Origin of the sequence: Streptococcus infantis, from assembly GCF_047460685.1 — a bacterium.
In the GTDB taxonomy this organism is placed as follows: Bacteria; Bacillota; Bacilli; order Lactobacillales; family Streptococcaceae; genus Streptococcus; species Streptococcus infantis_AD.
On sequence record NZ_JASHFS010000007.1, the window covers coordinates 62386 to 82858 of the forward strand.

The window sequence follows — 20473 nt, forward strand, 5'->3', positions numbered from 1 at the left end:
ATTATTCTCCTGAAAATTCACGCGCAGTCTGGGCAACTACGTCTGTTTCTAGCATAGTACGAATCTGGCGGATTGTACTATACACAGCCTTGGCATCGCTTGAGCCATGAGTCTTGACAACCGGTGCCTTGACACCAAACAAGACTGCTCCACCAACATCTGAGTAATTGAGCTGTTTTTTCAAACCTCTGAGGCTATCCTTGAGAAGGAGGGCACCTAGTTTCGCTCGAAGACCACCACCTGTAATAGCTGTCTTGAGCAAGCCCATGATTCCCATGGCTGTCCCTTCAATGGATTTGAGCACAGCGTTTCCCGTGAAACCATCTGCCACGACAACATCCGCAACGCCATTCATCAAATCACGCGCTTCCACATTTCCGATAAAGTTCAAATTTTCATCAGCTGCTAGTAATTCGTAAGTTTCCTTACGAAGCGGGTCGCCCTTACTACTCTCTGTTCCGTTATTGAGCAAGCCAACACGTGGTTGCACAATGCCACGAACATTTTTAGCATAGAAGGAACCTAGAACCGCGTATTGATGGAGGTGCTGGGCTGTATTTTCCGCATTGGCACCAAGGTCCAGCATGTCAAAACCTTTCCCATCTATAGTCGGTAAGGTTGACATAAGTCCAGGACGGTCAATATTCTTGATACGACCCACGATGAAAAACCCAGCCGCCAACAAAGCACCTGTATTTCCTGCGGAAAGAACAGCATCTGCTTCACCCTCTTTGACAGCCTTGGCCGCTAAGACCATACTGGCATTTTTCTTCTTCCGAATAGCTCTCGTAGGTTCATCGTCTGAATCAATCTTCTCATCCGTATGGATAATGCTGACGCGCTCTGTCGCTGTCAGATATTGCTTGATTTTAGCTTCATCTCCGTAGAGTTGAATCTCGATATCTGAAAAGTCAGCTAGGGCTTGATTGACGCCCTCAACGATGGCCTGAGGTGCATAATCGCCTCCCATGGCATCTACTGCGATTTTTTTCATTTCTTTTCCTCTTTTAGTAATTGTCCCCAGTCTGCTAGGGAATCAATAAATTTCTTTGATTTTAGGTGAATCCCAACGTACTCTTCATAGAGTTGATCCATAAATTGGCGTAGCTCTTGCTTGATTTCAGGCTTGAGCGAAATGGTCTCCAAGGTCTCAAAATCAATAGCTTGAAACTGATTGAGCAGATAGGGGATATTGGGATTGAGATGGCAACGTCTCTCATCCTCATGATAATGATCTGGACAGAGGCAGGCTCCATATTTGAAAGAAAAGTCAAAAGCCTGGCCAACCCGATGGCAAAAGACACACTCATTAAAATTGAGGCTGATTCCAAATCGAGTCAAGATTTGGATTTCAAAAATATTGGTCAAAACTTGATAATCCAAGCCCTCTTCCATCAACTCCAAAGTCTTTTGTAAAAAAGCAAACAAGGAAGCATCTTGCTGATTATCCTGCAAACTAGCATCGGCAAGAGCTGCCACATAAGTTGCATAGGCCATGACAAAGAGGTCACTATTAATCTTGGGAAAAATCATCACCTCATGATAGTCCTCGATATAGCTGAGCCCGTCATCATTGATTCGCAAGAGAAATCGAGCCAACACCAAGGGCTGAATTACTGGCGCTAGTTTGGACTGTCCAGCATGTTTGACGAAAAACATCCGCTTACCAGCCTGCTCTGTAAAAATCTTGACGAGCTTGTCATCCTCCCGAAAATTGCGATTGTAGAGCACCAATCCTTGACTCGTGATAGACTGAATCATGCTTCTCTCATGTACTCCTCAAGTCGTTTCATGGCTTCTGTGATAGTCCCCATGCTGGCCGCATAAGACAGACGAACATATCCTTCCCCGTAACGCCCAAAGGCTGCTCCAGGAATAAAGGCAACGGCCTTCTTCTGAGCAAAATCTTTCAGAAAAGCAAAGGAATCTTGATTGTAGCCGTCTGGAATCTTAGCAAAGATATAGAAGGCACCGTCTGGTTTGATAATCTCAAAACCAAGAGCAGTCATTTTCTCGATAATATAGTCCCGACGCTGGATGTATTCCTTCTTCATAGGCTCCGCATCGTTTTTACCAGCTGTCAAGGCTTCTACCGCAGCATGTTGCGCCATGGTATTTGCGGCAGTGACCAAGTACTGGTGACTCTTGATTAACTGGGCTGTGAAGACCGCAGGAGCAAAAATCAAGCCCAAACGCCAACCTGTCATAGCATGCGATTTAGACAAACCATTGATAATGATAGCCTGGTCTCTCAACATCGTTCCTAGAGACACATGGGCTTCCCCTGTATAGGTCAATTCTGAGTAGACCTCATCACAGACAACGAAAATTTCGTACTTGCGTAAAACGTCTGCCAAAGCTTCCAACTGCTCCCGACTGTAGGTAATTCCTGTCGGATTGGCTGGATAGTTGAGAATAACCGCCTTGAGCTTGTCACCTTGCTCCAAAATAGCCTTCTCCAACATCTCAGGAGTCAAGACAAAACCATTTTCAGTCGTGTCAATCTCGACAACCTCTGCCCCAACTAGATTGACAATCGGTTCATAACCTGGATAAGCAGGAGCTGGCAAGAGCACCTTGTCTCCCTCTTCCAAAATAGCCGTCAAAGTAGCAGATAAGGCTTCTGTCGCCCCAATTGTAACCAAGATTTCATTTTCAGGAGCATAGTCCAGTTGGTACTTTTCCTTAACAAAGTCACTGGCTGCCTGACGTAGAGTCAGCAGGCCACTCATCCCTGTATAGTAGGATTGGTTCTGGTCAATCGCTCGTTTGGCCGCCTCCTTGACATGGTCTGGCGTTGTAAAATCAGGTTCCCCCAAGGTCAAACGCAAGACCCCAGGAATCTCAGAAATAGCCTGGTCAAACTGACGAATCAACGAAACTTGAATCTTATCTAACTGTTTATTAAAGCGCTTAGTTAAGTCCATAGATACCTCCTACTTTCAAAACGTATCTCTATTATACTACAAAAGCCCCCCGACCGCAAAAATACATGATAGAATAGCTTTCCACTTTCTATTTTACTTTTCCTATTTACAGGTCTATAATGGTAACAGATTCTATTTGGAGGTTTTTATGTCATTTCTATCAAAAAATTGGGCAGGACTGTTAGCCTGTCTGATCATTTCTATCATCTCTTGGGTTTTAGGAGGCTTTCTGCCTGTTGTAGGAGCTCCTGTTTTTGCCATCTTTATTGGCATGATTCTCCACCCATTTCTCACTTCCTATAAACAACTAGATGCTGGTTTGACTTACAGCTCCAAGAAATTGCTTCAGTATGCTGTTATCTTGCTTGGGTTTGGACTCAATATCTCACAAGTTTTCGCAGTTGGAAAATCTTCCCTCCCTGTTATCCTCTCAACCATTTCTATCGCCTTGATTATAGCTTTCTTTTTCCAACGCTTTTTTAACCTTGATACAAAGCTAGCCACCTTGGTTGGAGTTGGATCTTCGATCTGTGGAGGTTCTGCCATTGCAGCGACAGCTCCTGTCATCCATGCCAAGGAAAAAGAAGTGGCACAAGCCATTTCTGTTATCTTTTTCTTCAATGTCTTGGCAGCTCTTATTTTCCCAACCCTAGGAACCTGGCTTCACCTATCAAACGAGGGCTTCTCCCTCTTTGCAGGTACTGCAGTCAATGATACTTCCTCTGTAACAGCCACTGCCAGCGCTTGGGATAGTCTTTACCAGTCCAATACTCTCGAAGCTGCCACCATTGTCAAATTGACCCGTACCCTAGCTATTATCCCTATCACTCTATTCCTCTCTTACTGGCAAAGTCGTCAACAAGGAAACAACCAAGGGGTAAAACTTAAAAAAATCTTCCCTGTTTTCATTCTCTACTTCATCCTAGCTTCTCTGCTAACCACCATTCTCACTTCTTTCGGTGTCAGCAATAACTTCTTTGCACCTCTCAAACAACTCTCCAAATTCCTCATCATCATGGCTATGAGTGCTATTGGTCTCAAAACCAACCTCATCGCTATGATTAAGTCCAGCGGTAAATCCATTCTTCTTGGTGCCCTCTGCTGGATTGCCATCATCCTGACTAGTCTCGGGATGCAAACGCTCATCGGTATTTTCTAATACTCTTCGAAAATCAAATTCAAACCACGTCAACGTCGCCTTGCCGTACTCAAGTACAACCTGCGGCTAGTTTCCTAGTTTGCTCTTTGATTTTCATTGAGTATAACACAAAAGGTAGCCCGCAAGCTACCTTTTTATTGTTCAAGAATTAAACGTGTATGTTCTCTCTTGATGCAACGATTCATCACGATATCATCGCAACCTCCAGCACGCAAGATTTCTTCCGCTTCTAGACTTTCAAGTCCTAGTTGCGCCCAGAAAATCTTAGCATCTGCCTTGAGAAAATCACGCGCCACATCAGGCAGAAACTCACTACGACGATAGACATTAACGATATCTACAGGGAAAGGAATCTCAGCTAGACTGGCATAAGCCTTCTCTCCCAAGATTTCCCCACCTGCAGCCTTAGGGTTTACTGGTATGATTCTATAGCCACGAGCCTGCATTTCCGTGGTCACTCGATTGCTAGTTGTCTCCTCACGGTCAGACAAGCCCACTACTGCTAGAGTTTTACTGTTTGCTAGATACTGACGAATCACGCCATCACTCGGATTGATAAATTCTTGAGTCATAAAAATCCTCCTTTTTCATCAGTATAGCACATTTTGAAAGGGTTTGCAGAATTCTGCTACCAAAAAACTCCCAACAAGGCCTATCACTTTGTTAGGAGTTTTGTCTGATCCAACGAATTCGTTAGATTTTTTTCTCAATACTAAATAATGGAGATAGAGGACGTTTTTCGTGGATACGGATGATAGCATCTGCCAAGAGATGTGCAATAGAGATTTGCTCAATCTTATCAATCAATCGCTCTTCTGGTAGGTAGATAGTATCCAAAACAACCAATTTCTTAATAGCTGATTTTTGGATATTATCCATAGCAGGCCCTGAAAGAACTGGGTGCGTACAGCTTGCGTAAACTTCAACAGCACCAGCTTCTGCAAGAGCATCTGCCGCATGGCAAATAGTTCCAGCTGTATCGATCATATCGTCAATCAAGATACAAGTCTTGCCTTCTACCTTACCAATGATATTCATCACTTCACTGGTATTCATCTTGTCTACGCTACGACGTTTGTCAATAATAGCAATTGGAGTTTTCAAAAACTCTGCCAATTTACGAGCACGAGTCACCCCACCATGGTCTGGGCTGACAACCACATAGTCAGAACCAACCATGCCACGACGCTCAAAGTAATCTGCAATCAAAGGAGCACCCATCAAGTGATCAACAGGAATATCAAAGAATCCCTGAATCTGCGCAGCGTGCAAGTCAATCGTCAACAAACGATCCACTCCAGCTACTTCAAGCATATTTGCTACAAGTTTTGAAGTGATTGGCTCACGCGCTCTCGCCTTTCTATCCTGACGTGCATAGCCATAGTAAGGCATAACAACGTTGACAGATTCTGCACTGGCACGTTTCAAAGCATCTACCATAATCAAAATTTCTAGCAGATTGTCATTTACAGGTGAGCTAGTTGATTGTAAGATAAAGACGTGTTTTCCACGGATTGATTCTTCGATATTAACTTGAATTTCTCCATCTGAAAATTGACGTACGGTCGATTTTCCCAACTCTATTCCAATCTCTTGCGCCACACGCTCTGCCAATTCTCTATTTGAAGAAAGGGCAAACAGCTTTAAATCAGAAAAAGACATGATTTCCTCCAGTATTTATGTATCGCTTGTGTTTTTTCACAACATTTTTCCAACTACCATTGTAGCGCTTTTTTCTTGATTTTTCAATAAAAAATAAGACAAGAGTAGACATTTATACCCTTGCCTTGTGCTCATTTATATTCCTTATATTCAAGCTGAAATGTGACAACTTAGACATTCTATCTCATGGGAAGATGAAACTTACAAAGGAAAAGTTAGTATACCTCTCTCATACTGCCTGTATCCACATCATAAACAGCCCCTGAAATAACGACATCATCTGGAATCAGTGGAGACTCTCGAAGTAACTGCATATCCTCACGAACACTCTCCTCAACATCTTGAAAAGGGAGAAAATCTTGACCCGAGACATCAACTCCTAATTCTGTTTTTAAATGTTCTTGAAACTCTTCGTTTTGAAATGTTTGAGCACCACAGTCTGTATGATGAAGAACCACAATCTCTCTTGTTCCCATTTGTTGCTGGGAAATCACGAGTGAGCGAATCATATCGTCTGTCACTCGACCGCCCGCATTCCGTAAAATGTGAGCATCTCCAAGTGCTAGCCCCAAAGCTTGTGCAACGTGCAGACGTGAGTCCATACAAGTCACAATGGCTACTCTTGTTTTCGGCTTGATTGGCAGATTTAACTGCCCATGCAGGGCAACATAAGCCTGGTTAGCTTGCATAAACTGTTCAAAATACGACATGACAACACACTTTCTTACTTTTAAGATAATTTGAAAACCAAATTATTTATCTTCTATCTTACCATCTTTTCTTTGTCTTATCAGTTTTCAACTTCCATATAAAAAAACTAGAACAGAAACTTCTAGCATCTAGCTTGGGTCCCTATCCTAGTTTTTATTGTTATGATTCTTTTTGGATATACTTGTTGAGAGAGCCTGCAAAGCTTTGAAGATTGAGACTTTGTACATAAACCTCACCAGTACCTCGGAAGGTATTCACCACTCCTTCACCTGTACCAATAGATTGCCAGAAACCATTTTCTAAGTGGATATGATAGTCCAAAGACTGGCTCCAAGCCACCACATGGGCATTGTCAATTGTCACTTCTTGGTTTTGGAGTTCAATTTTCTTAATCGAACCAAATGCATTTGCCAAAAGCGTTCCCTGACCTTGGGTTGTCATCACAAAGAGACCGCCTTGCCCTCCGAACAGAGCCTTCCCAATAGACTGACGCTCCATTGTATAGAAAGCTGTACCATCAAGAGCTAGAAAGGCTCCATCATTCAATCGATATTGCTTTTCTCCTAGCTCGAGAGCAATCACTTGACCAGGAGTATCTGGTGCTAAAGCAAGGTTGCCGTTGTCAGACTCAGCAACAGCTTGCGTGATAAAGGTACTTTCGCCAGAAACCATGGAACGCCCCACAGCTTTGACAAAACGTCCCAAACCAGAACCGCTAGCATTGAGCTGGGTATTGAGGCTTACGTTAGGCGTGTGGTAAACCATACTACCTCGCTGGATATAGACGGTTTCTCCTTGATTGAGTGACAACTCTACCAAAGGAAATTGCATATGACTGTCCATAGAAAATTTCATCAGAAATTCCTCCTTGTTTTAATAAATGTTAGCAATAAAATAATTAGTAATCTAAACCTGAGTACAACTATTAGGAGAATACTTTTTTCAAGACTTCTCCGATAGTCGTCACTCCAATTACCTGAATTTCCTTAGGGGACTTGATACCAGTCAAGGAATTTTTCGGTACATAGATTTTTGTAAATCCAAGTTTCGCAGCTTCATTGATGCGCTGCTCGATACGATTCACACGCCGAATCTCTCCAGTTAAGCCCAACTCTCCCACAAAACATTCTTGAGGATTGGTTGGTTTGTCCTTGTAGCTTGAAGCAATAGCAACTGCAACAGCCAGGTCAATAGCAGGTTCATCTAATTTGACACCGCCAGCTGATTTGAGATAGGCATCCTGATTTTGAAGCAAGAGACCTGCCCGTTTTTCCAAAACAGCCATAATCAAGCTAGCACGATTGAAATCAAGGCCTGTTGTAGTCCGCTTGGCATTTCCAAACATAGTCGGTGTTACCAAGGCCTGCACTTCTGCAAGAATAGGACGGGTTCCTTCCATAGTCACCACGATGGACGAACCGGTTGCTCCATCTAAACGTTCTTCTAGGAAAACTTGACTCGGATTGAGCACCTCAACCAAGCCACCTGATTGCATCTCAAAAATCCCAATCTCATTTGTCGATCCAAAACGGTTTTTGACCGCTCTTAGAATCCGGAAGGTATGGTGGCGTTCCCCTTCAAAGTAAAGAACCGTATCCACCATATGCTCCAACATCCGAGGCCCAGCCAAGGTTCCTTCCTTGGTCACATGCCCGACAATAAAGATGGCAATGTTATTAGTCTTAGCCAACTGCATGAGTTCTGCAGTCACCTCACGCACCTGGGAAACAGAACCCTGAACTCCAGAAATCTCAGGAGACATGATAGTCTGGATAGAGTCGATAATGAGAAAATCTGGCTGAATTCTCTCTATTTCTGCCCGTACGCTCTGCATATTGGTCTCTGCATAGAGATAAAACTCGCTATCAATATCACCTAAACGCTCTGCACGGAGTTTGATTTGCTGAGCTGATTCCTCCCCACTAACGTAGAGAACAGTACCTACTTGAGACAGCTGGGTTGAGACTTGTAAGAGCAGAGTTGATTTCCCAATCCCTGGATCCCCACCGATCAGGACAAGACTTCCTGGTACCACACCTCCACCAAGAACTCGGTTAAACTCCTCCATCTCTGTCTTGGTTCGATTGACATTGATGGAGGTCACTTCAGCCAGTTTCATGGGCTTGGTTTTCTCACCTGTCAAGGACACACGCGCATTCTTGACCTCGGCAACCTCAACCTCTTCTACAAAAGAAGACCAAGACCCACAGTTTGGACAACGTCCTAGATATTTAGGGGAATTATACCCACAATTTTGACATATAAATGTCGCTTTTTTCTTTGCGATGATTCTAATCCTTTCATTTTAAAATCTCTTATTAATTTTCCAAATCAGTAACTATTTCTTTTCAGAACAATCAGTCCACCATCATCCGCATGGACATAATACTTCCCATCAGGACTAAAACCAAAAATATAGGGTAAATAACCTTGATAAATTTGAGTCCTAGTTTCTTTATTCTCTTCCCAATAAATGGTTAAAATCGGATATTCTTCAGATTGGTCTTTAGCCATTGTCACTCGGATGTCTTTACCATTATACAAAGGAAGGTTTCCACCATATTGTCCAGCAATAGGGATAGGAGAGTCGTAAACTTCACACATAGCTACTAACTCTATCTCATCGTAATCCCCATCTATTGGAGTGACTTGATTTTTTTCACTATCGATGATGGACATATATTCTGAAGAAATGCAAAGGATTTTTTGATAGTCTCCTGGAAGAAAAGCCAAGTAAAGAAAACCTCCAATACTAATCTCATACACCTTCTTATACCCTTGACAATTTTCTGCGGTAAAAGCTTGAAAATCCTTATAGCTCATTTAATTGTGCTTCTTTCTATATCTCTATCTCACACTCAATCACTTGGCAAAAATCAATCTTCTCGTCTGGTACAAATTGGCGCATGAGCATTCGATGGGTGACAACAACGACTGTCTGATAGTCTCGATACTTGCCCATAGATTCTAGCAACCGAGACCTCATTTCCTCAGCTGTCTCATATTGAATAGGACAATTAGGAGGTAAGGATCCATTATTTTCTAGAAAAAGAGTACGAGCTTTTTCAAAATTCTCTACGCCACTTTCATAGACTTGCCATTCATGCAATAATGGCTCCACTCTCAAAGGAAGGCTAGTAGCACAGGATACATAAAAAGCCGTTTCTAAAGCTCGCGTCACTGCAGAAGACACCAGGATATCAGCTGAGCCAAACAAAGGATTTTTGCAAAGTTCCTGAGCTTGTTGTCTTCCTTTCTCAGATAAGGGCGCCAAATCCATCCCGAATCCAGTATAGGAACGCTCCTCTAACTCACGGTAATCTGGCTCCCCGTGACGTACAAAGATAATCTTCATCTTAGTGCCCAGTTGATCCAAATCCACCGGTCCGAACACCATCTGCCGCATCGCCATCCGCAATCAAAAATGGAGCAAAGACAGCCTGAACCACGCGTTCCCCAACTTCAAGAATCACTTCTTGGTCAGTAATGTTTTTCATCTGTGCAAAGATATGTCCCTCGTTCCCAGGATTACCATAGTAATCCCCATCGATGACACCCACAGAGTTAATCAAAACCAAGCCCTTCTTACGAGGGTTTGAAGAACGATCATAGAGATAAAGCACTTCTGTCGGTTGCATATAAGCCTTGACCCCTGTCGGAACAAGGACAATCTCACCTGGAGCAATGACCGTACGCACAGCAACCTTTAAGTCGTAACCAGCTGCATGTGCTGTCTCACGCTTCGGTAGCAAACTCTCATCTGTAAAACTAGAAACTAATTCAAAACCACGAATTTTCATATTTTCCCTCTTTTTAATCTTTCATTCTAGGCTATTTTATCTTATTTATTCGAAAAAAGCACGAAAAATCTTCTATATAAAATAAAGAAAAGCGTCCGGTAATTTCTCAAAGTAACTTCCACTTTCCTGACCAAAGTGGAAATCAGTCTAAAACGGATTTTTATGGTGGAATTAAGTGTGAGACGTTTGAGTTAGAAATGAGGTCCACTATGACAAAACATAAACACCTTACACTTTCAGACCGTCATGATATCCAACTAGGTTTAGAGCGCAGTGAAACCTTCAAAGCTATTGGGCAACTTATTCTAAAAGACCCGACTACTGTTTCTAAAGAAGTCAAACGAAACAAACAAATTAGAGACTCTACCTCTAACAACCTTCCTTGCCCTCTACTTGATAAAGCTCCCTTTGTCTGTAATGGGTGCTCTAAAAGAAGACAAAACTGTGGCTATCAAAAAATCTTCTACCTCGCTAAACAAGCTCAAAAGCACTACGAACAAACTCTTGTCGAAGCTCGTGAAGGAACTCCTCTCAACTCTCAGACTCTCTGGGACATGGACAAAGTCATTTCTGATGGGGTTAAAAAGGGCCAACACATCTATCATATCCTCAAGACTCATAACCTTAATGTCAGCTCCTCAACCGTCTATAGACACATCCGAAAAGGATACCTGTCTATCGCTCCTATTGATCTAGCCAGAGCCGTTAAATTTAAAGAAAGAAGAAAAAGTAAGCTACCTTCCATCCCTAAAGAAGCTAAAGAAGGCCGTTCCTATGAGGATTTCCAAAACTATTTAGCACTTAATCAACTAGACTCTTGGTTGGAAATGGACACAGTTATGGGCATAATGGGAGGTAAAGTCCTACTTACCTTCAACCTGTCTTTCTGTAACTTTATCTTCGCTAGGCTTCTGGAGAATAAAACTGCCCTTGAGGTTACCAAACACCTTTATAAAATCAAGAACACTCTTCACCAAGCGGACAAAGATTTCTTCCAACTCTTTCCTGTCATCCTCACAGATAATGGTGGTGAGTTTGCCAGGGTCGATGGCATCGAAATGGATGTCCGAGGAGAGAGTAAACTCTTCTTTTGTGACCCTAATCGCTCTGACCAGAAAGGGAGAATTGAGAAAAATCACACGTTGATTCGCGACATTCTACCTAAGGGAACTTCCTTTAACAATTTAACTCAAGAGGACATCAATCTCGTTTGTTCACATGTCAATAGCGTCAAGCGCGCTGCTTTGAATGGAAAATCAGCCTATGAACTCTTTGCTTTTACTTACGGAGAAGAAATTCCTAAGCTTCTCGGCATTTCTAAAATACCTGCAGAAGACGTCTGTCAGTCTTCTAAATTACTCCAACATAAGATCTAAAAACTAACCTTCAACCCCATTCAAACGTCTCACACTAACTTCCACCATAGCAGAACTTAATTTGAAACGCTTTCAGATGTGGGGATTTTGTGCGCTCTTTTTTTCGATTCTTTTCGGATACAAAAACGATGAAATCAAGCATTATTAAAACCAGTGGAACTTAGTTTGGGAATTTAGCAAGAAAAGTGTCCTATCAAAAAGCAAACAATAAAATCATACAAAAAAATTTAAAGATATTTCAAGTGTCACTTATTTTCCCTTCTATTAACAAACTCATTCTTTTTTAGCCACACTTAAACTATTTTCTTTAAAGCACAAAAAAAGAGCACACAACAGTTATAGGCGATACTATAATTTACACTGTTTCACAATACGTTGAAATTTAGAGCTTTAAAGCGAGGGTAAAGTTGATTTTTTACATCGTTTTACAGAGGTTTACGACATTTTTGCCCCTTTTTTGCCCCTTTTAGAACAAAAAACACTAGTTGCCGCTAGTGTTTTCAGAAAGTGGTAAATAAGATTATAGATATATTATACCACATTTTATTTCAGAGCAAACAAAAAACCGCAAGCGTGAGCCTGCGGTCTAGTGTAATAATTTTTTATTCTTTCTGTTTTATTTTGTCGTGATGAGCCCATCAGGTAATACATCGAGTGCTGGTTTGTCTGAACGACTGCCATCCTCATTGACGTAGTACCAGCCTCCTTCGACTTTGACAAGTTCTTTTGAAGACATTGCGCCATTCTCTTCTTTGAGATGGTATAGTTTGTCCTTGTATTGAACCCAGCCAGTGACCATCGCTCCTGAAGAATCAAGATAATACCATTTTCCGTTCACAAATACCCAACCAACGGCCATTGCGCCGCTTTCTTTGAGGTAGTACCATTTGCCATCATCCTTCAACCAGCGAGAAGCTATTAAATAACCTCTCTCGTCGAAGTAGTACCAGGTACCATCGATCTTTTCCCATTCTTCTTTTGGATAAGAGCCGTCAGGGTATTCATACCACCATCCGGTATCATTCTTTTTCCATTTGGCTTTAGCTTCTTCATCATCTAGTAAAACAATGTTTTTATCGTACGGATTTGAAGAGTATTGCCACCAGCGAATGCCGTCCAAGCTTGGAAAATACTCAAAATCAGCATTTCCATCATTTAGCCCATACCCGGCAATCCAAAGGCTATTTGGAAATTCCGCAAGAATCTGCTCATAATAAACATTATTAAGCGTGAATGGCTTGTAACTGTAATAGATTGGCTCGTAGCCATTTTCTTTGAGTATTTCCATGAAACGAATACAAGCATCTGTATTTGCCTGTTTGTCTCCGCTAGCGTGGTCTTCGTAATCTAGCACCAGATATTTAACTTTTTTAGGCACGTTGTCCAGAAAATATTTAGCTTCTCTTTCAGCTTCTTCTATGTCTCCGCCGAACCACGCAAAATGGTAGAACCCGATAGGATTTGATTGTTCTACTTGGGTATGTCGGCACGGATTTAGGTAGCTTGTGCTTTCTGAGATTTTGATGATGGTATTCTGTGTACCCATGTCAGCCAAAATACCTGTAATATCGTATCCATTGTGGCTAGATACATCGATGAATAAGTCGTTTTTCTTCATTATTTTCTCCTAATTTCCGCTTGGCTCTTGATAGTCAAGAGCCCGTTTGCTGTCAGAAAGCCCTGCAGTTGTTGGATCTGGAATGATATTTAGAATATTTACAATCGTCAATCCTACAAGATAAGGGTTTGCAAAGAATTTGCCAAGCAAGTCTAAAATGACTCCCCAACTGACCAAGTCCTCCAGTTTAAGATTGAAATATGCGAGAATTGGCAAAGCTAGTGCGAATGCCACTCGCAATAAAAATGTTTTGTTTTTTAAGTTAAAACGTACTTTCCAGTTAATCATGTGTTATTCTCCTTTATTTTTATCTTCGTCTTTCTCAATCAATCGCTGAAATGCTTTTAAAAATGGTTGAAAAAGAGTAACATTTCCTTTTAATTTACGGTAATTTTCAACGAGGGATTGAAAAGTAAATGCGATGTACCCGAGGTAAATCGAATACAAGAAGAGGAAACCTGTCTTTTCAGGCAAGAGGACAGACATCGGAATGAGGATCATCAGCAAGAGGACTCCTAAAATTTTGCGAAGAAGTCCGTTGATGCCGATTTTGCTCTTGTACTCGATGTCAGGGTTGACAATAGCCGCAATCGTTCCTGTCACAAAATCAATGATTTCCATGGAGACAATTAGTGCTAGGGCGTACAAGACCAGACCGTCTTCAGTCTGGACGACGCTTCTTAAAAAATTGAAAAATTCGATTTGCATATATCCTCCTTAATCAATCCGTGGCATAACTACAGTAAGCACACCTTGTTGTAGCATGTCAGATAGCGGCTGCTCTCTCCAAGTGTAGCCCTCTGTCGCCTGCATCTGGAACTTGAAGATGGTCAGCGTGCCCTTTGGCCATTTTGGATTAGTATCAAACGGATAAGGCATGGCTACGATGTCACCGTTTGAGTAGCGAGTGGTTTTAACAAGTGGCTTAATGAATGCAGCTACCTTAGAATAAGCATAAGTAGGCATGCCTCCATTTTGAGAGATGCCCAAGGCAACCAAGACTTCAGTGATAGCTGAGACTGTATCAAGATTTTCCTTGTTCTCAGTGGTAGCTTGCTCCACCTTGGCTGCCATTTCCTTGTTTTGTTGCAACTGAGCTTCTACCTGGTTAAACTTCTCCTTCTCAGCACGTTGTGGAAAATTCTCTTGGTAGAGAGCCTCCAGGGCCATTTCAAAAAGCTCTGTGTTTGACAAACCGATTTTATCAGCTGGTAGCAAGATAGGTACGATAGCTCCGTCTGCATTGACTAACGTGACCTTTGTAGCGGATGCTGTTCCGCCTGCATCAAATTCTTGGGACTTTGTCCCGTACTCTAATTTCATAGAACCTCCTTTAAATTTTGAATGAAATATTATCTAGGTTTAGCCAATTTGAATCAACATTATTTTTCACAACCACGTTTCCACTTGGATAGACTCCGACAACGGCAGAGCCATAGTCATTGTTTAAAGCGATTTTGAATAGCGTTGTGGATGGTCTGAAATTTTCAGGCAAAGTAAAGATAATTGACTCACGAGTAGTCTTTCCTCCTTTACAAGTCCCTCTTAAATAAACAATCCCGTCAAAATTTTTTGAAAATTGGACTTTTTCATACTCAGGATGATGAACCCATCCATTTTGTAAATTAGCATTTTGCCAGGCTGTATTTTGAGTTATCCTTGAAATATCATCCTGTATTGCAAGTTTCTTCCAAGCGTTCCAAGAGCCGTTTTTCTTCGCCCTGACGGCGATTACTTGTGCGTCAAAATCATAAGCTACTTGCACTACCCAGTTATCATTGTGTTTAAAGACCTGCACATGTTTCCAACCATTGCCCTCTTGAGGAGAGTTTGATAGATTATAACCCATGTATTGACCTGAATCTGTGTAGTTGTTCCAATCAATCTCAGCGCTCAAGGAGTTTCCTCCATTTTTTGTCAGCTGATGTTGCTGAATCAACTTGCTGTTTGAGTAGATGTCACCTAAAACATCCAATGATCCTGGTTTCCCAAATTCTACGACCTTACCGATGCCTACACGCCCGTTCTTATCATAGGACATTACTACGCTTTCAGTTGCTACTGTTGTAGAAAATTCAACGCTTGTAAACTTGTCCTCAAGCTTACCAATAATCACAAAGGATTTATTCGATGGATAATTCCCCGCCATGTTAGCAGCTGAATTAGTCAATGTATGAACACTTGTAAAATTACCAGATGCACTACCATTATCATCCGTGAAATTCTCATTACCTATCTGAGCGACTTTGAAAGTTAAGGACATTACATTCCTTTGCTTTCCTGACTGCATTATAGGGGCTATTCGGGCATTTCTTAACACTTGCAATGTATTTGGATTACCTCTAGTTCTAAGTGCGGAGAAGCTAAAGGAGGGGGCATAATACTCAATCACGTTGATAGTAATATCTTTAGTATCTGATTGTTTACCCCGACTATCGATAACATAAGCTCGAATGGTCGCCAAACCGCTGAAGTTCATGATACCAAAACTACCACCGTTTTTTGTTACGACCATTTTTTTATTAACAATTTCAGCTCGATATCCTGTAATAGTAGATCCATAGGCGCCAGATGCATTGTTGAAGTTTACTTGGATATCTGAAATTATTTGTAAAAAGTCATTTCCACTCAAAAGCTGTCTTGCGACCGTATTCATGTCAGTTAATGAAAGACCTGTGAAGGTAGGCTTTACACTATCTGGGATTTTAAAGTACCATCCATTAGAATACACGTCACTACCGATTTGAGTAGTACCGTTATATGTTCGAACACAGATGTCCATAACCCCAGAACTAGATTTAGGTAGATATCGTGCTAAGTCTAGTTCTGGAGTAAAGGAAACGCTTGTCCCATGGTTCTTACCTAAATCTATCCAGTCACTTCCAAAAAATCTATACCAAACCTGATGAGTGAATGAACTTGCTTTTCTGTCGATTCGTATAGTATGACGAGAGCCTAGATTTCTATCTCCGTCTAGACCAGCTACTGAACTAGAACGAGGCAAGCTGGATAACGTATACTTAGTCGAGATAGTAATATTTCCGTGAACTTCATTATTAGGATCAAATGAGGCCCATACTGAGAAAGTCTTTGTCCCATCGCTTTCATGAGGAATAGTAGTTTCTCCAGAAGCAAGAGTAGTCTCTTGTCCCTGAGTATCGAAACTGAGGTTACTTTTGTAAACACTGGTCCCGTTTAGCCATACGGATAAAACACTTCCATTTTCAGCATTCCAAGTCCGGTAACCTCCATCCCGGTCTACGGTAGCTCTCCAACTAACTCTAGAGGAGTTGTTAGCGATGTCCTGACTAACTTGTTCAATATAAATATTCAAGTGCAATGGGCCACTAGAATTGATAAATTTAGTCATTTTCCTCTTATTAACCTCCTACATACCGAACAATATTCACATCTTTGTCAAGATAATACTGTTCTGTTCTAAATCTTCCGATTTGAACTGACGCGGTAAAAATACCGTTGTCAATATGGATTACACCTTGCGAAATATACATTACTTCCTTACCTGCAGAAAACATAGAAATCCTATCATGACTGACTTTTATTGATGAACTAGCATCGTTCTTTCCAATGATAAGCCCCTCATTTGAAGCACTCATATAGGTATCGATGAACTTTTTCATCTCTTTCAAACCACCAAATTCTATTGATAAAAACTCAATTCTCCTGCCCGCTTCGATTAAATCAGATTCAGATTTTTTTTGGTTGTCTGCATTTGATTTTACCAAAGCATTATAGGCTTTTTCTAAATCACTAAGTTGATCCATTGTAGCTTTAGCTCTTAGCTCAACGTCATGAAGTTGAGCTTTTTCAGCTAGAGCATTTAATTGGTCATTAGTCAATTTATGGTCAGCTTTGGAATTGATGTCAGTTTCAACATCTTCAATGGCTTTAACATAGCCAAGAAAGTTGGTGCCTATGGATAACATGGCATTTTCAAGCGTGACTGTAAGATTAGCTGGAAAACCGTAATTTGTGCCAAATCTGATAAAAACATTATTTGTCTTATATGTTTCATTAGCTTTTGATAAATCGATAATAAACTCAAATTTTTGCGGAGTAGTAACTCCAGCTTTGAGCATGAGTCTGTTGCTGTACCAAGGGGCAGCCGAAAAATGCACAGCGACCTGTGTATCTTTTGATAAAGCAGGAGATAAGGAGATTTCAAATGAGATACGAACATAATTCGGTTTAAGCCTATCTGGATTTTTCCAAAATTCATCAACAATAAAAGTCCGCATATCATACATTTCACGATTTCCTGTGTTGATTTGCTGAGTTCTGCCGTTTTTGAAATAGTTACGATTTCCACCAGAAACATTATCAAAGAGAGCTGTCCACTTGTACCGCGCAGGATCCTGACTGTCTGCCTCTGTGAAATCCGTCAAAGTACCTAGATAGCGCTTATTTGTGCTATCAGTTGTACTGAAACCATCACGACCGTCAGCGGAGTTAGCCCAGGCTCGGTGAAAATATGGAGTCCGTCCATCTGCTCCAGGCTTACCTGGAATGCCTTGAGGGCCGTCCTTACCGTTTAAGCCATCTGAACCTCTCCATCTCGTCCAGCGATAATCAGCAGGATTGACGCTGTCAGTTGAGTTGAAATCAACATAGACCCCTATATAGGACTTGTCAGCGTCAGTTTGGCTAAATCCACTACCTGAGATAGTATCAGCGTAGGCAATGTGAGTGTACTGTGTACGGCCATCAGCTCCTTTAGTTCCAGGGATACCTTGGTCACCCTTAGCACCTTGTAATCCTTGGAGTCCTTGTAGCCCACGTTCCCCACGATCTCCCTTTTCTCCTTTTTCTCCTCGGTCACCTTTGGGACCAGGGTCTCCTCTATCTCCTTTTTGTCCAGTTTCACCCATTTTTGCCACAGAAAAACCTGTTTCAGAGGTATTATCTGTATAGCTCCATGTAGTTCTTGTCCAAAGGTATTGGCCAGCTGGTACGCTAGGGATTGTCAAACCCCAAACAGTATCATCAACTGATTCAAGGTGAATATACTCAACTTGAGTAGAGTTGTCTGGGTTGTAAGTATTTACTCGAATTTTTGCTCTACCAGTGATGCCAGTCCAGGTAAATTCTGTACCAGTTGTACCAGTATTAGAGTCTGAGATAATAAAATGTCTATTTCCTGTTTCTAGGCTTACCCCCCAAATGACAACATTGTTACCACCTCGATTATTATGATTGTTAGAAAATACACCATTGGAAGATTTAGCGTAGATACGATACTTAGCACCACTGATTACATTAAATACCAGATTGGTATAGTACATATTATCTAGAACGCTCATATTAGGCCTAATTACTTGATTACTATTTACAAGTACCTGCCCTGATGGGGGGATATCTCCAGTAATTGAACTAGCATAAGAAATTGCAGTATCTCTAATCCCCACGCCATCCTTGCCAGCGACACCATCTCTACCAGTATTTCCGTCCCTACCAATCCTAGCTACTGAGTAGCCAGTTTCAGAGGTGTTGTCTGTGTAATTCCAGGTTGTTTTAGTCCAAAGATATTGACCGGCTGGAATAACTGGAACAGTGCTTATCCATCCAGAACTAGGAGCGCTAGTCCCTGATGTAGACGATGCGTAAGCAATAACGGTAGATTTTAAACCCACTCCATCCTTACCAGCGATACCATCTCTACCAGGATCTCCCTTCGGCCCTGGGATACCTTGGTCGCCTTTAGGGCCTCGCAAACCTTGGATACCAGGCACCCCCTGTTGCCCACGTTCCCCCTGAGGTCCAGGAGTCAGTTCAATTTTTTTTAGATCTTCTTTCGTTGCTACGTCTTTAGAATTTATTGTGAGCTTATCAATGTTCATCACAACTTTACTGTCGCGCACAGAAACAATCTCTTGCAAACCATTCATGATTCGCAAACGTGCTAAATCCAGATCTCCAGCAGTTATATTTTTGGCATTTAATGTAATGTAATTACCAATTGCTGCGGAGACTTTTTTTGCTAGCAATTCATCCGTGGTTATCGTATCGACAATTTCTCCGACATTAGCGCTATCTGCCTTTTTGACCCACGAACCTTCTACACGCTCCCACATTTCAACATAGCCACCATTTGGTTTAAACCATATATCTCCATTTTTGGGGTTGGTAGGACTTGACGTATCAAGATACATACTACCTTGTTTAGTGATAAGTTCGTCTAAATACTCTATTTGACGTTGTATGGCTCCTTTATATTTATAAGTACCTTGTGCAACTCCAGCAGCATTTCCACTACTATGGGCAGATAAACCACCATCAAACGAAAGTTTGTAGGACAACATTGGAATATCAAAATAGATATTTTCATCCCAGTGTACTGTAACCCAATCGCCAGCTTCCATAGCCATATCACCACGCCAGGACAATGTATATGGATAAAAGTTAAAGTCTCGGTATTCATTGAAGACACGATCCAGAATTTCTTGTGTAACCCATGGATTTTTTAACTTCATGATATTACCTGTGGACAATCCTGATTTATACACAACCTTATCAGCAGACTTACACTCAATACCTTTCAATCTGTAAGGTATCTCATCACGTTCTAATCCACCAGGTTTGTACATATCTTTGGTAATATGTCTCGATGTCGTCTTTAATTTGATAAAATCAAGCTTCCCATTGCGATTAAATCTGACGAATCTTCCTGATAATTGTGCCAAGTAAACCAACGCCTCACGATAACTTGTTTTTTCTAGTTTCTTCGCAACTTGATCATTTACTAATTGGATATTAGTATCTGTCGTGATACCTGTCAATCTCACGATTTCGGCTAAAATATCCCTTGTATAAGCTGGATAAGTAAGCTGACTATCATAAGTACCAGATAATCTAATAAACTCGTCCTGTAGCTTAATTTTGGTCTTTTTATCATTACGGTCTAGCTTGACCTCGGCGACAAAAAACTTGCCAAGTGGGACAGTTTTACCCGCAATTGCTACCGACATTGTTGCCGGCATCATTTCTTGCAGACCTTCGATGATCTCTTTAATTTCAATTTCTAGGCTGTTGATGTATCCACCACCAATTGTAAAATCATTACTATTACCGATGGAACTATCGTAAGTAGCTGATGCAATTTTGGTTTTTGTGTATCTCTTACCATTTAAGTCAAAGTTAGCCTCAAACACGCGCAGATGGTTCTCTATTGCTTTGATATAATCTGATGTTACTTCTAGCAT

Annotated in this window: 19 protein-coding genes; 2 read left to right on the plus strand and 17 right to left on the minus strand. The window is 41.4% G+C overall.

Features of this window, described 5'->3' with window-relative positions:
* Window position 1: 1 nt before the first annotated feature.
* From plsX to QM917_RS04600, 3 genes are read right to left on the minus strand one after another with little or no spacing between them, the layout of a single operon-like run.
* Window positions 2-994 carry a phosphate acyltransferase PlsX gene (plsX, locus tag QM917_RS04590; protein WP_049533905.1) on the minus strand — a complete coding sequence of 331 codons (993 nt, stop codon included), beginning with the start codon at window positions 992-994 and terminating at the stop codon, window positions 2-4.
* On the minus strand, window positions 991-1761 hold the full coding sequence (gene recO / locus QM917_RS04595; protein ID WP_049533903.1) for a DNA repair protein RecO: 771 nt from the start codon (window positions 1759-1761) through the stop codon (window positions 991-993). The genes plsX and recO overlap by 4 nt, the downstream gene beginning before the upstream one ends.
* Window positions 1758-2927, minus strand: a complete 1170-nt coding sequence (locus tag QM917_RS04600; RefSeq protein ID WP_173277358.1) for a pyridoxal phosphate-dependent aminotransferase — start codon at window positions 2925-2927, stop codon at window positions 1758-1760. Before QM917_RS04600 ends, recO begins: the two co-directional genes overlap by 4 nt.
* Before the next feature lie 148 nt (window positions 2928-3075).
* Between QM917_RS04600 and QM917_RS04605 the strand changes: the two genes are divergently transcribed.
* Window positions 3076-4086 carry a YeiH family protein gene (locus tag QM917_RS04605; protein WP_414285051.1) on the plus strand — a complete coding sequence of 337 codons (1011 nt, stop codon included), beginning with the start codon at window positions 3076-3078 and terminating at the stop codon, window positions 4084-4086.
* Between the two features lie 134 nt (window positions 4087-4220).
* Here the strand turns inward: QM917_RS04605 and QM917_RS04610 are convergent, their stop codons facing one another.
* The 8 genes from QM917_RS04610 to QM917_RS04645 all read right to left on the minus strand — a co-directional run bounded on the left by QM917_RS04610 (window position 4221) and on the right by QM917_RS04645 (window position 10259).
* Entirely contained in the window at window positions 4221-4658 is a 438-nt protein-coding gene (locus QM917_RS04610; RefSeq protein ID WP_414285053.1) for a CoA-binding protein, read from the minus strand.
* A 121-nt stretch (window positions 4659-4779) separates the two neighbouring features.
* Window positions 4780-5748 (minus strand): ribose-phosphate diphosphokinase, encoded by a 969-nt coding sequence (locus QM917_RS04615; protein WP_000010179.1) that lies wholly within the window; start codon window positions 5746-5748, stop codon window positions 4780-4782.
* A gap of 215 nt (window positions 5749-5963) precedes the next feature.
* Window positions 5964-6458 carry a beta-class carbonic anhydrase gene (locus QM917_RS04620; protein ID WP_153225592.1) on the minus strand — a complete coding sequence of 165 codons (495 nt, stop codon included), beginning with the start codon at window positions 6456-6458 and terminating at the stop codon, window positions 5964-5966.
* Window positions 6459-6618: 160 nt separating this feature from the next.
* The gene (locus QM917_RS04625; RefSeq protein ID WP_153225591.1) at window positions 6619-7314 is read right to left on the minus strand and encodes a TIGR00266 family protein; all 696 of its coding nucleotides are present in this window, start codon (window positions 7312-7314) and stop codon (window positions 6619-6621) included.
* Between the two features lie 70 nt (window positions 7315-7384).
* Window positions 7385-8749 (minus strand): DNA repair protein RadA, encoded by a 1365-nt coding sequence (radA, locus tag QM917_RS04630; protein ID WP_414285125.1) that lies wholly within the window; start codon window positions 8747-8749, stop codon window positions 7385-7387.
* A 41-nt stretch (window positions 8750-8790) separates the two neighbouring features.
* Entirely contained in the window at window positions 8791-9282 is a 492-nt protein-coding gene (locus QM917_RS04635; RefSeq protein ID WP_311522400.1) for a hypothetical protein, read from the minus strand.
* Between the two features lie 16 nt (window positions 9283-9298).
* On the minus strand, window positions 9299-9856 hold the full coding sequence (locus tag QM917_RS04640; RefSeq protein ID WP_414285126.1) for a histidine phosphatase family protein: 558 nt from the start codon (window positions 9854-9856) through the stop codon (window positions 9299-9301).
* Entirely contained in the window at window positions 9816-10259 is a 444-nt protein-coding gene (locus tag QM917_RS04645) for a dUTP diphosphatase (protein WP_000701995.1), read from the minus strand. Before QM917_RS04645 ends, QM917_RS04640 begins: the two co-directional genes overlap by 41 nt.
* Before the next feature lie 209 nt (window positions 10260-10468).
* Here QM917_RS04645 and QM917_RS04650 point away from each other — a divergent pair, with 209 nt between their 5' ends.
* Window positions 10469-11635 carry an IS30 family transposase gene (locus tag QM917_RS04650; RefSeq protein ID WP_315640232.1) on the plus strand — a complete coding sequence of 389 codons (1167 nt, stop codon included), beginning with the start codon at window positions 10469-10471 and terminating at the stop codon, window positions 11633-11635.
* A gap of 616 nt (window positions 11636-12251) precedes the next feature.
* Here the strand turns inward: QM917_RS04650 and QM917_RS04655 are convergent.
* The 6 genes from QM917_RS04655 to QM917_RS04680 are packed head-to-tail and all read right to left on the minus strand — an operon-like array spanning window position 12252 to window position 20473.
* The gene (locus QM917_RS04655; protein ID WP_414285056.1) at window positions 12252-13253 is read right to left on the minus strand and encodes a GH25 family lysozyme; all 1002 of its coding nucleotides are present in this window, start codon (window positions 13251-13253) and stop codon (window positions 12252-12254) included.
* A gap of 9 nt (window positions 13254-13262) precedes the next feature.
* Window positions 13263-13541 carry a phage holin gene (locus tag QM917_RS04660; RefSeq protein WP_414285058.1) on the minus strand — a complete coding sequence of 93 codons (279 nt, stop codon included), beginning with the start codon at window positions 13539-13541 and terminating at the stop codon, window positions 13263-13265.
* Window positions 13542-13544: 3 nt separating this feature from the next.
* Window positions 13545-13961 carry a phage holin family protein gene (locus QM917_RS04665; RefSeq protein WP_414285060.1) on the minus strand — a complete coding sequence of 139 codons (417 nt, stop codon included), beginning with the start codon at window positions 13959-13961 and terminating at the stop codon, window positions 13545-13547.
* 9 nt (window positions 13962-13970) lie between these two features.
* On the minus strand, window positions 13971-14576 hold the full coding sequence (locus QM917_RS04670) for a DUF1366 domain-containing protein (protein WP_414285062.1): 606 nt from the start codon (window positions 14574-14576) through the stop codon (window positions 13971-13973).
* A 10-nt stretch (window positions 14577-14586) separates the two neighbouring features.
* On the minus strand, window positions 14587-16623 hold the full coding sequence (locus QM917_RS04675; protein WP_414285064.1) for a DUF859 family phage minor structural protein: 2037 nt from the start codon (window positions 16621-16623) through the stop codon (window positions 14587-14589).
* Window positions 16624-16633: 10 nt separating this feature from the next.
* Window positions 16634-20473 (minus strand): hypothetical protein, encoded by a 3840-nt coding sequence (locus QM917_RS04680; protein ID WP_414285065.1) that lies wholly within the window; start codon window positions 20471-20473, stop codon window positions 16634-16636.

Coding starts and splice junctions, on each gene's coding strand:
- plsX (WP_049533905.1), bottom strand. CDS start 994: ATGAAAAAAATCGCAGTAGATGCCATGGGAGGCGATTATGCACCTCAG.
- recO (WP_049533903.1), bottom strand. CDS start 1,761: ATGATTCAGTCTATCACGAGTCAAGGATTGGTGCTCTACAATCGCAAT.
- QM917_RS04600 (WP_173277358.1), bottom strand. CDS start 2,927: ATGGACTTAACTAAGCGCTTTAATAAACAGTTAGATAAGATTCAAGTT.
- QM917_RS04605 (WP_414285051.1), top strand. CDS start 3,076: ATGTCATTTCTATCAAAAAATTGGGCAGGACTGTTAGCCTGTCTGATC.
- QM917_RS04610 (WP_414285053.1), bottom strand. CDS start 4,658: ATGACTCAAGAATTTATCAATCCGAGTGATGGCGTGATTCGTCAGTAT.
- QM917_RS04615 (WP_000010179.1), bottom strand. CDS start 5,748: ATGTCTTTTTCTGATTTAAAGCTGTTTGCCCTTTCTTCAAATAGAGAA.
- QM917_RS04620 (WP_153225592.1), bottom strand. CDS start 6,458: ATGTCGTATTTTGAACAGTTTATGCAAGCTAACCAGGCTTATGTTGCC.
- QM917_RS04625 (WP_153225591.1), bottom strand. CDS start 7,314: ATGAAATTTTCTATGGACAGTCATATGCAATTTCCTTTGGTAGAGTTG.
- QM917_RS04635 (WP_311522400.1), bottom strand. CDS start 9,282: ATGAGCTATAAGGATTTTCAAGCTTTTACCGCAGAAAATTGTCAAGGG.
- QM917_RS04640 (WP_414285126.1), bottom strand. CDS start 9,856: ATGGTGTTCGGACCGGTGGATTTGGATCAACTGGGCACTAAGATGAAG.
- QM917_RS04645 (WP_000701995.1), bottom strand. CDS start 10,259: ATGAAAATTCGTGGTTTTGAATTAGTTTCTAGTTTTACAGATGAGAGT.
- QM917_RS04650 (WP_315640232.1), top strand. CDS start 10,469: ATGACAAAACATAAACACCTTACACTTTCAGACCGTCATGATATCCAA.
- QM917_RS04655 (WP_414285056.1), bottom strand. CDS start 13,253: ATGAAGAAAAACGACTTATTCATCGATGTATCTAGCCACAATGGATAC.
- QM917_RS04660 (WP_414285058.1), bottom strand. CDS start 13,541: ATGATTAACTGGAAAGTACGTTTTAACTTAAAAAACAAAACATTTTTA.
- QM917_RS04665 (WP_414285060.1), bottom strand. CDS start 13,961: ATGCAAATCGAATTTTTCAATTTTTTAAGAAGCGTCGTCCAGACTGAA.
- QM917_RS04670 (WP_414285062.1), bottom strand. CDS start 14,576: ATGAAATTAGAGTACGGGACAAAGTCCCAAGAATTTGATGCAGGCGGA.
- QM917_RS04675 (WP_414285064.1), bottom strand. CDS start 16,623: ATGACTAAATTTATCAATTCTAGTGGCCCATTGCACTTGAATATTTAT.
- QM917_RS04680 (WP_414285065.1), bottom strand. CDS start 20,473: ATGCTAGAAGTAACATCAGATTATATCAAAGCAATAGAGAACCATCTG.